We start from the raw sequence: 10,812 nt of genomic DNA on the forward strand, positions 1-10,812 counted from the left end.
CGAATCCGCAGGACACACAGAACCAACGCCATTCCCCGAGGAGCTGTACGACATGAGCGCCGAAGCGCAAGTGGGCCTTGGCATCAAGCTCGGCCGGATGCGCCGATCGTTCCGAGGGTGGCGCGGTCAGCGCCCGTTCTGGGGTGGTCTGCTGACGTTGCTCGGCGGCATCCCGATCATGTACTTCCCGTACGCGAACCTCACGCTCGGCACGATGACGATCCGGATGGCGACGACCGCCGGTGCCGGTTCACTGATCATCGGTGTCCTGCTTGTCGTGCTCGGCCTGACCATGTGGTTCCAGCCGCATTCCCGGGTGTTCGCGGGTGTCGCGGCGATTCTGCTCGCCCTGGTCTCCCTGGTGGTCTCCAACTTCGGCGGCTTCGTCATCGGCTTCCTGCTCGCCCTGATCGGCGGCGCCCTCGGCGTCTCCTGGGCGGCGGCCAAGCCCGATGCCAAGCCCGCGAAGGGACGTGCCGAACGGGACGGCGACGGCTCCGACGACGGGGCGCCGGAGCCCGCGGCCGCGGGGGCCGCGAACGGGGTGAGCGGCACTACGGACGATCTGTCAGGAACGAGCCCGGACAACGGGACGAACGGGAGGCACCGTGCCGGCTGACGAGGTGCACCATGAGGACTCCGCGGGCCAGTCCCGCGCGAGATCCGGGCCGCGCCACGCGGCACCCAGAAAGCCGCTCCTCACCCGCCTGCACGTTCCGGCGGGCAAGGCGATAGCCATCGCGGCCATGCCGACCGCTGTCCTGATGGGCATGGGACTGACCCCCCAGCTCGCGCAGGCCAAGCCGCTGCCGAAGAACCCCTTCCAGGACGGCCCGTGTGTCACGGCGCCGGACGAGGCGTCCAAGGACGCCGAGAAGGAAGCCGACAAGGCGGCCGAGGAGAAGGCGGCGAAGGAGAAGGCCGAGAAGGAAGCGGCCAAGAAGGACGAGGCCGGCAAGGACACCGCCGAGCCGACTCCTTCGACCTCCGACGGTGCCAAGACCGGTGACGGCGACAGCGCGGACAAGGCGGAGCCCACTCCGGCGCCGTCCGCGTCCGACGACGCCGGCAAGGAGGAGACGGAGCCCGCTCCGGAGCCCTCCGAGACCAGCAACCCACTGGACCCGCTGGGTGTCGGCCCCGCGCTCAAGGACCTCTTCACGCCCGACGAGAAGGAGTCCGCCGAGCCGACGCCGACGCCCTCCGCCTCGGAGGAGAGCAAGTCCTCCGAGGGCACGGCGAAGGACACCGTCGAGGACGTCACCAAGCCCGTCGAGACTGCATCTGATGGTTTGAAAGATGGCGTCGACAAGGTCGCCGACGGCGCCAAGGAGGGTGCGGACAAGGCCGGGGACACCGTCGACAAGGCCAAGGAAGAGGCCGAGAAGGCGGCGGACGACGCCACCGGCGAGGGCGCCGAGGCCAAGGACCCGATGGCGCCGGACGAGAACGGCAAGAAGCCGTTCCCGTGCGTCGTCGAGAAGAAGGTCGACGGCAAGGACGAGCAGACGCCCGCGCCGATCCCCGACGCGTCCTGGGACCTGGAAGCCAGCTCCCTGACGCTCAAGGGCGCGGACTACCAGGGCGTCGTGAACCTGACGACGGCCGGCGGCAAGAAGAAGCAGGCCCTGAAGTACGTCGTCAGCAAGGGCGTGGACATCGGTGATCTGCACCAGATCACCGAGGGCCCCGGCGGCAGGAAGTTCCACCTGTACGCCGACAAGGGCTCGACGTCCACGATGCGCGGCAACCCGGTGACGATGCTGACGGAGAGCATCTCGGGGAAGCTGTTCGGGCTCATCCCGATCACCTTCGACCCCGAGCACCCGCCGCCGCTGAACCTCCCGCTGATCTACTTCACGGACGTGAAGGTCAAGCAGGCCGCACAGTTCGACGGAACCCTGACGGTTCCCGGCCTGCACCAGTCGATCACCGACTGATCTCCCACCGGACCCGTTCGGGAGCCGCAACACCACTGAGGGCGCCCCCCTTCACAGGGGGCGCCCTCAGTGGCGTACGGGACGGGCGGGTCAGTCGCGGTCGCCGCCGCCCAGGTGGTGCACCCGGACCATGTTGGTGGTGCCGGGGACACCGGGGGGCGAGCCCGCGGTGATGACGACCGTGTCGCCGTCGTTGAACTTCTGCAGCTTGATCAGCTCGGCGTCGACCAGCTCGACCATCGCGTCGGTGTTGTCCACGTGCGGGACGACGTAGGTGTCGACGCCCCAGCTCAGGGCCAGCTGGTTGCGGGTCGACTCGTCCGTGGTGAACGCCAGGATCGGCTGCGCGGCGCGATAGCGCGAGAGCCGGCGGGCCGTGTCGCCGGACTGCGTGAAGGCGATCAGCGCCTTGCCGCCGAGGAAGTCCGCGATCTCACAGGCGGCACGGGCGACCGAACCACCCTGCGTACGGGGCTTCTTGCCGGGCACGAGCGGCTGCAGGCCCTTGGAGAGCAGCTCCTCCTCGGCCGCGGTGACGATCTTCGACATCGTCTTCACGGTCTCGATGGGGTACGCGCCCACGCTCGACTCGGCGGACAGCATGACCGCGTCGGCGCCGTCCAGGATCGCGTTGGCGACATCGGACGCCTCGGCGCGCGTGGGGCGCGAGTTGGTGATCATCGACTCCATCATCTGGGTCGCGACGATCACCGGCTTGGCGTTGCGGCGGCACATCTCCACGAGGCGCTTCTGCACCATCGGGACCTTCTCGAGCGGGTACTCGACGGCCAGGTCGCCACGGGCCACCATCACGGCGTCGAACGCCGCGACGACGCCCTCCATGTTCTCGACGGCCTGCGGCTTCTCCACCTTGGCGATGACGGGGACCCGGCGGCCCTCCTCGTCCATCACCTTGTGGACGTCCTTGACGTCGTCGGCGTCGCGCACGAAGGACAGGGCGACCATGTCGCAGCCCATCTTCAGGGCGAAGCGGAGGTCCTCGACGTCCTTCTCCGAGAGCGCGGGCACGTTCACGGCCGCGCCGGGCAGGTTGATGCCCTTGTGGTCGGAGATGACACCGCCCTCGATGACGATGGTCTTGACCTGGGGGCCCTCGACGTCCATGACCTTCAGCTCGACGTTGCCGTCGTTGATGAGGATCTGGTCGCCGCGCGAGACGTCGCCCGGCAGGCCCTTGTAGGTGGTGCCGCAGATCGACTTGTCACCGGGCACGTCCTCGGTGGTGATGGTGAACTCGTCACCCCGCACCAGCTCGACGGGTCCCTCGGCGAAGGTCTCCAGACGGATCTTCGGCCCCTGCAGGTCGGCGAGGACGCCCACCGCACGGCCGGTCTTCGCGGCAGCGGCCCGGACGCGGTCGTACCGCCCCTGGTGCTCGGCGTGCGTGCCGTGGCTGAAATTGAATCGGGCCACGTTCATGCCGGCTTCGATCAGCGAGACGAGCTGTGCTTCGGAGTCGACGGCTGGGCCCAGAGTGCAGACGATTTTGGAACGGCGCATGGGGCGATCCTATCGGTTTGTTTCGCTACGGAATATTCCGTCTGGTGGAAACTACAAATGGGCGGAGGCGCGCTCAGGCGTTGCGGTCATGGCCGATTCCCGACCAGTGCGTAGGTCTGCTGCGCGATCTCCAGCTCCTCGTCCGTCGGGACAACAGCCACGGCGACCCGTGCGTACTCCGGCGAGATGAGCCGTGCCTCGTCGGAACGTACAGCGTTCAGCTCTCCGTCGACCGCGAGCCCCAGCTCCTCCAGGCCCGCTACGGCAGCCTCCCGCACGGGCGCCGCGTTCTCGCCGACCCCCGCCGTGAACGCGATGGCGTCCACCCGGCCGAGCACCGCGTAGTAGGCGCCGATGTACTTCTTCAGACGGTGGATGTAGATCTCGAAGGCCAGCGCGGCCGCCTCGTCGCCCTCGTCGATACGGCGCCGGATGACCCGCATGTCGTTGTCGCCGCAGAGCCCGACCAGGCCGCTCTTCTTGTTGAGCAGGGCGTCGACCTCGTCGATGGACATCCCGCCGACGCGGGCCAGATGGAAGACGACCGCCGGATCCACGTCACCGGAACGGGTACCCATCACGAGCCCTTCGAGCGGCGTGAGCCCCATCGACGTATCGACGCACCTGCCGCCCCGCACAGCGCTCGCCGATGCGCCGTTGCCCAGGTGCAGCACGATGACGTTCACGTCCTCGGGCGCCTTGCCGAGCAGCTTGGCGGTCGCGCGGGATACGTACGCGTGCGAGGTTCCGTGGAAGCCGTAGCGCCGCACGCGGTGCTGGTCGGCGGTGGCCACGTCGATCGCGTAGCGGGCCGCCGACTCCGGCATCGTCGTGTGGAACGCCGTGTCGAAGACCGCGACTTGGGGGAGGTCCGGGCGCAGCGCCTGGGCGGTGCGGATGCCGGTGATGTTGGCCGGGTTGTGCAGCGGCGCCACCGGGACGAGCCGCTGGATCTCGGCGAGCACCTCGTCCGTGATGACGGTGGGCGCGCTGAACTTCAGGCCGCCGTGCACCACGCGGTGGCCGATCGCGGCCAGCTCGGGGGAGTCCAGGCCGAGCCCGTCGGCGGCCAGTTCGGCGGAGACCGCCTTCAGGGCGGCCTCGTGGTCGGCGATCGGCTCCTCGCGCTCCCGCTCCTCGGCGCCGCCGCCGGTCAGCGGGGTGTGCTTGATCCGCGAGGTCTCCTCGCCGATGCGCTCGACCAGGCCGACCGCGAGACGCCCCGCGGCGGAGCCGCTGATCGACTGCGTGTCGCGCATGTCGAGCAGCTGGTACTTCACCGACGAGGAGCCGGAGTTGAGGACGAGGACGCGGGTGGCTGTCACGGGTGCGGCGCTTTCTATAGACGTCATATGGCGGCGGTGGCCGGGCCCTGGGCCTGGATCGCGGTGATGGCGACGGTGTTGACGATGTCCTGGACGAGCGCGCCGCGGGACAGGTCGTTGACCGGCTTGCGCAGACCCTGCAGGACCGGGCCGACGGCGATGGCGCCGGCCGAACGCTGCACCGCCTTGTAGGTGTTGTTGCCGGTGTTGAGGTCCGGGAAGATCAGCACGCTGGCCTGGCCCGCGACCTCGGACTCCGGCAGCTTCGTCGCCGCGACCGAGGGCTCGACGGCGGCGTCGTACTGGATCGGCCCCTCGATCTTCAGATCGCTCCGACTCTCCCGCACCAGCTCGGTCGCCTCGCGCACCTTGTCGACGTCGGCGCCCGAACCCGACGTGCCCGTCGAGTACGAGAGCATCGCGATCCGCGGCTCCACCCCGAACTGCTCGGCGGTGGCGGCCGCCTGGACGGCGATGTCGGCGAGCTGCTCGGCGTTCGGATCCGGGTTCACGGCGCAGTCGCCGTACACGAGGACCTTGTCGGCGAGGCACATGAAGAAGACGGACGAGACGATCGAGGCATCGGGCTTGGTCTTGATGATCTCGAAGGCGGGCCGGATGGTGGCGGCCGTGGAGTGAACAGAACCCGAAACCATGCCGTCGGCGAACCCCTCCTGCACCATCAGCGTGCCGAAGTAGTTCACGTCCGCGACGACGTCGTACGCGAGTTCCACCGTGACGCCCTTGTGGGCGCGCAGCTCGGCGTACTTGGTGGCGAACGCGTCGCGCAGCTCGGAGGTCTGCGGGTCGATGAGCTGTGCGTCGGTGAGGTCGACGCCGAGGTCCGCGGCCTTCTTGCGGATCTGCTCGACCGGGCCGAGGAGGGTGAGGTCGCAGACGCCGCGGCGCAGGAGGACGTCGGCGGCGCGCAGCACGCGCTCCTCGGTGCCTTCGGGCAGCACGACGCGGCGCTTGTCCGAGCGGGCCGTCTCCAGGAGCTTGTGCTCGAACATCATCGGCGTGACGCGGTCGCTGCTGGGCGCCGAGACGCGCTTGAGGAGGCCGCCGGTGTCCACGTACCGCTCGAAGAGGCCGAGGGCCGTCTCCGCCTTGCGGGGCGTGGCGGCGTTCAACTTCCCTTCCAGGGCGAAGAGTTCGGCCGCTGTGGGGAAGGAGCCGCCGGAGACGGCGATGACCGGGGTGCCGGGCGCGAGACGGTCGGCGAGCTTGAGGATCTCCTCGCCGGGCTGCTCGTTCAGGGTCAGCAGGACGCCCGCTATGGGCGGCGTACCCGCGCTGTGCGCGGCGAGCGAGCCGACGACGAGGTCGGCGCGGTCGCCGGGGGTGACCACGAGGCAGCCCGGGGTCAGGGCGTTCAGGAAGTTCGGCAGCATCGCGCCGCCGAAGACGAAGTCGAGCGCGTCACGGGCGAGCCCCGCGTCGTCGCCGAGCACGACCCGGCCGTCGAGCGCGTGGGTGATCTGGGCGACCGTGGGGGCGGCGAGTGCGGCCTCGTCCGGCAGGACGTAGCAGGGCACGGGGAGTCGGGCGTCGAGCCGCTCGTGGATCTCCGCGCGGTCGGCGGGGGCGACCCGGTTGGTGACCATCGCCAGGACGTCGCAGCCGAGCGACTCGTACGCGCGATAGGCGTTGCGCGTCTCGGCGCGCACCGATTCGGCGGTCTGGTTCTTGCCGCCGACGACGGGTATGACCGCGGCGCCGAACTCGTTGGCGAGGCGGGCGTTGAGGGACAGCTCGTCGGGGAGCTGGGTGTCCGCGAAGTCGGTGCCGAGGACGAGGACGACCTCATAGTCCCGCGCCACCCGGTGAAAACGGTCGACGAGCTGGGAGACCAGCTCGTCGGTGCCCTGCTCGGCCTGGATCGCGGACGCCTCGTGGTAGTCCATGCCGTACCCGGAGGCCGCGTCCTGTCCGAGCCGGTAGCGGGCGCGGAGGAGGTCGAACAGGCGGTCGGGCCCGTCATGGACGAGGGGCCGGAAGACCCCCACCCGGTCGACCTGACGGGTCAGGAGCTCCATGACTCCCAGCTCGATGACCTGGCGGCCGTCGCCCCGGTCGATCCCGGTCACGTACACGCTGCGCGTCACGCGTGCTCTCTCCTTCTTCGCTGCGGTCTGGGTACCCGTCCCGGCGAGACCGGGCAAGGTTGTACAAATGACCCGATAACGGTGCCGTGCCCCCTTGACAATACCTCCGTGGCTGGCTAGGTCGCCCGCCGGGCGAAAGGCCCTGTCAGGCGGGCCCGGGGCCCTCCTCCCCAGGATCCGGCGGGGCAGCCGCGAACGGCGACCGCTTCTCGGCCGTGGAACAATCGGACCGGCTCACAAGTATCAACAGGGAGCAGGAGACACAGCACGATGCGCATCGGAATTCTCACCGCAGGCGGCGACTGCCCCGGCCTCAACGCAGTGATCCGGTCGGTCGTGCACCGAGCCGTGACGCACTTCGGCGATGAGGTCATCGGCTTCGAGGACGGTTACGCGGGCCTGCTCGACGGCCGCTACCGCACCCTCGGTCTCAACGAGGTCAGCGGCATCCTCGCCCGTGGCGGAACGATCCTCGGCTCGTCCCGCCTGGAGCGCGCGCGGTTCCGCGCGGCCTGCGAGGACGCGCAGGCGCTCGCCAAGGAGATCGGCTTCGACGTCCTGATCCCCATCGGCGGCGAGGGCACGCTCACGGCCGCGAAGATGCTGTCGGACGCGGGCCTGCCGGTGGTGGGCGTCCCGAAGACGATCGACAACGACATCTCCTCGACGGACCGCACGTTCGGCTTCGACACGGCGGTGGGCGTCGCGACGGAGGCGATGGACCGCCTCAAGACGACGGCCGAGTCCCACCAGCGCGTGATGGTGGTCGAGGTCATGGGCCGCCACGCCGGCTGGATCGCCCTGGAGTCGGGCATGGCGGGCGGCGCCCACGGCATCTGCCTCCCCGAGCGCCCCTTCGACCCCGCCGACCTGGTCAAGTTGGTCGAGGAGCGCTTCGCGCGCGGCAAGAAGTTCGCGGTGATCTGCGTGGCCGAGGGCGCGCACCCCGCCGACGGCACCATGGACTACACCAAGGGCAAGATCGACCAGTTCGGCCACGAGCGCTTCCAGGGCATCGGTACGGCACTCGCGTACGAGCTCGAGACCCGCCTCGGCAAGGAGGCCAAGCCGGTCATCCTCGGCCATGTGCAGCGCGGCGGCACCCCGACGGCGTACGACCGCGTCCTCGCGACCCGCTTCGGCTGGCACGCGGTGGAGGCGGCGCACCGCGAGGACTACGGCCGGATGACGGCGCTGCGGGGCACGGACATCGTGATGGTGCCGCTGGCGGACGCGGTGACGGAGCTGAAGACGGTGCCGAAGGACCGGATGGACGAGGCGGAGTCGGTCTTCTAGGTTCTGCTCTTCTGGCTGTCGGTCTTCCGGCCGCCGGTCTTCCGGTCGCCGGGGTGTGTGTCAGCCCCCGCCGGTCCCCGCCCCGCGGATCTGGGCCCAGAAATGCTCGAGGATCCGGTCCAGGAAGTCCCGCCCGGCGGTTCCCGAGGCGTCCGCGCCCGTCCCGCCGCCCCAGCTCAGGGTCCGCACCATCCGCGACTGATAGTCGGCGTGGAGTTGCTGCAGCACGTCCTCCAGGTGCCGCTTCTGCACGGGCAGTATCTTGCCCACCGGCCGCACGAACCCCTGCCAGCGGCTGGTGACGGCGCTGCGCAACAGCTCGGCGAGGGCGTCGGCGCGTCCGGTGACGGTGACGAAATCGGGCAGCGGGAGCTGCAGCACCTCGGCCAGGGCGGCGGACTGCCGGTCGTTGCCGCGCCAGGAGTTGGTCTCCTCCATGTGCAGATACGCCTGGATCTCGACCCCGGACCCCCGCGCGACGTCCTCCGGGGCGAGCCCGCGGGCGATCCGGTGCTCCCGCAGGGTCGTCGCCGCGCCCATGAGCTCACCGGGCGAGCACCACAGGGTCCCGGCGAGGGCGGTGAGCTCGGCGGCGGTGGGCGCGGCTAGCCCGCGCTCCCAGGCGGCGATGGTGTCGGGCGTGATGTACGCGAGCCCGTAGCTCGCCCGCATCCCGTAGGCGACATGCCCGTGCGCCATCCCCAGCGCCTCGCGGAGGCGACGGGCGGCGGGGAAGTTGAACGGGGGCGTGGGCTGGTTGGGCTGGCTCGGTTGCACGGGCACACGCTAGGTGCGCGCGGGGGCGGTGACTACGGTGCGTTCACACGAGGTTGCGGATTGGTAGGAAGCTACGGGGTCGGACCATGCCCGAAGTCGCCGAATACCGGACGCGCGACACCGTTGACCAGATCGGCACCGCAAAAGTACCGCGGACCCGGGGCCGAGGAACAGAGGAGGAACGGAGCGGGTCGAGATCATTCATGGCCTCACCTTTCCGCCGGCCCTCGTACGGCGCCCGCCAGCACGGTGGTCACGATCTTCTGAACCGCCTCGGCCTCCGGCGGGGTGCCCTTTCGGTCGGCGAAGAGGAGATGGCCGGCGCCGATCAGGGTGGGGGCCAGGGTGGTGATGTCCGCGTCGGGGGTGATGCGGCCCAGTTCGCGCTCGGCGGTCAGGTAGGAGGCCAGCATCGTTGAGGCCTCCGTCAGGAGGGGGATGCCCGGGGCCGGTCTGGTTTCGCGGAGGCGGGTGCGGAGGTCGTCCCGGAAGGTGATCAGGGCGACGATCGACACGGCCACCGGGCTGAGGAGGGTCGTCAGGGCCGTGGTGAGGTTGCCCGTGACCGTGCCGGTTCCCGCGGTCTCGCGCAGGGTGGCGGACTGGCTCTCGATCTGTGCGATGCGGTCCAGGACCAGTTCGGCCAGGAACGCGTCGAAGTCCGCGAAGTGACGGTGCAGGACGCCCTTGGCGCAGCCCGCCTCCGTGGTGACCGCCCGGCTGGTCAGCGCGCTCGGCCCGTCGCGGAGCAGGATGCGCTCGGCGGCCTCGAACAGCTGCTCGCGGGCGTCGCGGATGGCTACCCCTGTCGGCACCGTGCGTCTCACTTTCCTTGACGAGTGGGCATGCGCCCACTCATAGTGGGCGCATGCCCACTATACCTTCGGAGGGCTCTCGTCCCTCTGCGTCCGAGCCTCATCAGTACCGGCAGACCGCAGAGTCGTTCGGCTCGGACGCCGAACGCTATGACCGGGCCCGGCCCCGGTATCCCCAGGCTCTCGTGGACCGGATCGCCGCCGGGGGACCTGAAGTTCTCGACGTCGGCTCCGGTACCGGCATCGCCGCCCGGCAGCTCCAGGCCGCCGGCTGCCGGGTCCTTGGCGTCGAGCCCGATCCGCGGATGGCCGGACTGGCGCGGCAGTTCGGGGTGGAGGCGGAGGTGGCGACGTTCGAGGACTGGGATCCCGCCGGGCGGGAATTCGATGCCGTTGTCGCGGGACAGGCCTGGCATTGGATAGACCCCGTGGCGGGAGCGGCCGTGGCGGCGCGGGTGCTGCGGCCCGGCGGCCGCCTTGCGGTGTTCTGGCACGTGTTCCAGCTTCCGCCCGAACTGGCGCAAGCCCAGGCGGCGGTCTACCGGCGGGTGATGCCGGACTCCCCGTTCAACGTCGACGCGCTGCCGAAGCGAGCCCTGGACGTGTATCAGGCCATGTTCACCAAGGCGGCCGACGGGATGCGAGCCGTGGGTGGGTTCAGCGCCCCGGAGCAGTGGCGGTTCGACTGGGAGCGGTCCTACAGCCGGGACGCGTGGCTGGACCAGCTGCCCACCCACGGCAACCTCACCCAGCTCCCGCCGGACAAGCTGGCGCAGGTCCTTGAGGGCGTCGGGTCCGCCATCGACGCGATGGGCGGCGGATTCACGATGGAGTACGCGACGGTGGCGGTTACCGCGACACGAACTGGCCCTGTCTCAGGGTGACTTCGTGGACCTTGAGGGCCTAGGGCGCGTATCGAAAGTAGATCTTGGTGATGGGCTCGCCTTACTTCGCAGGTAATCGTCTCGGCGTGCCTGCACAGGCAGGATTGGCGATCTCTCCGCGTCGCAGGACGCGGACCAGGACGGAG

At 69.9% G+C, this 10,812-nt stretch carries 9 protein-coding genes; 4 read left to right on the forward strand and 5 right to left on the reverse strand.

What is annotated here, in order from left to right; genetic code table 11:
• Positions 1 to 52 precede the first annotated feature (52 nt).
• Together E2651_RS07615 and E2651_RS07620 are read left to right on the forward strand one after the other, a co-directional pair.
• Positions 53 to 619, forward strand: a complete 567-nt coding sequence (locus tag E2651_RS07615; protein ID WP_135330252.1) for a DUF6114 domain-containing protein — start codon at positions 53 to 55, stop codon at positions 617 to 619.
• Positions 609 to 1,940, forward strand: coding sequence for a hypothetical protein (locus E2651_RS07620; RefSeq protein WP_135330253.1), 1,332 nt, complete (start codon positions 609 to 611; stop codon positions 1,938 to 1,940). The genes E2651_RS07615 and E2651_RS07620 overlap by 11 nt, the downstream gene beginning before the upstream one ends.
• A 90-nt stretch (positions 1,941 to 2,030) precedes the next feature.
• Here the strand turns inward: E2651_RS07620 and pyk are convergent, their stop codons facing one another.
• From pyk to pta, 3 genes are all read right to left on the reverse strand, one after another.
• Complete coding sequence (gene pyk / locus E2651_RS07625; protein ID WP_135330254.1) at positions 2,031 to 3,461, reverse strand: pyruvate kinase; 1,431 nt, start codon at positions 3,459 to 3,461, stop codon at positions 2,031 to 2,033.
• Between the two features lie 86 nt (positions 3,462 to 3,547).
• Positions 3,548 to 4,786: an acetate kinase gene (locus E2651_RS07630; RefSeq protein WP_135330255.1), complete on the reverse strand. Its 1,239-nt coding sequence runs from the start codon at positions 4,784 to 4,786 to the stop codon at positions 3,548 to 3,550.
• A 23-nt stretch (positions 4,787 to 4,809) separates the two neighbouring features.
• The gene (pta, locus tag E2651_RS07635; protein ID WP_135330256.1) at positions 4,810 to 6,894 is read right to left on the reverse strand and encodes a phosphate acetyltransferase; all 2,085 of its coding nucleotides are present in this window, start codon (positions 6,892 to 6,894) and stop codon (positions 4,810 to 4,812) included.
• A gap of 270 nt (positions 6,895 to 7,164) precedes the next feature.
• On the opposite strand from pta, the gene E2651_RS07640 reads away from it, so the two are divergent.
• Positions 7,165 to 8,190 carry a 6-phosphofructokinase gene (locus tag E2651_RS07640; RefSeq protein ID WP_135330257.1) on the forward strand — a complete coding sequence of 342 codons (1,026 nt, stop codon included), beginning with the start codon at positions 7,165 to 7,167 and terminating at the stop codon, positions 8,188 to 8,190.
• Between the two features lie 60 nt (positions 8,191 to 8,250).
• Here the strand turns inward: E2651_RS07640 and E2651_RS07645 are convergent, their stop codons facing one another.
• On the reverse strand, positions 8,251 to 8,973 hold the full coding sequence (locus E2651_RS07645) for a helix-turn-helix transcriptional regulator (RefSeq protein ID WP_135330258.1): 723 nt from the start codon (positions 8,971 to 8,973) through the stop codon (positions 8,251 to 8,253).
• 203 nt (positions 8,974 to 9,176) lie between these two features.
• Positions 9,177 to 9,782, reverse strand: coding sequence for a TetR/AcrR family transcriptional regulator (locus E2651_RS07650; protein WP_135330259.1), 606 nt, complete (start codon positions 9,780 to 9,782; stop codon positions 9,177 to 9,179).
• Between the two features lie 53 nt (positions 9,783 to 9,835).
• Here E2651_RS07650 and E2651_RS07655 point away from each other — a divergent pair, with 53 nt between their 5' ends.
• The gene (locus E2651_RS07655; protein ID WP_135330260.1) at positions 9,836 to 10,666 is read left to right on the forward strand and encodes a class I SAM-dependent methyltransferase; all 831 of its coding nucleotides are present in this window, start codon (positions 9,836 to 9,838) and stop codon (positions 10,664 to 10,666) included.
• Positions 10,667 to 10,812: the final 146 nt, after the last annotated feature.

Origin of the sequence: Streptomyces sp. MZ04 (assembly GCF_004684775.1) — a bacterium.
GTDB lineage: Bacteria > Actinomycetota > Actinomycetes > Streptomycetales > Streptomycetaceae > Streptomyces.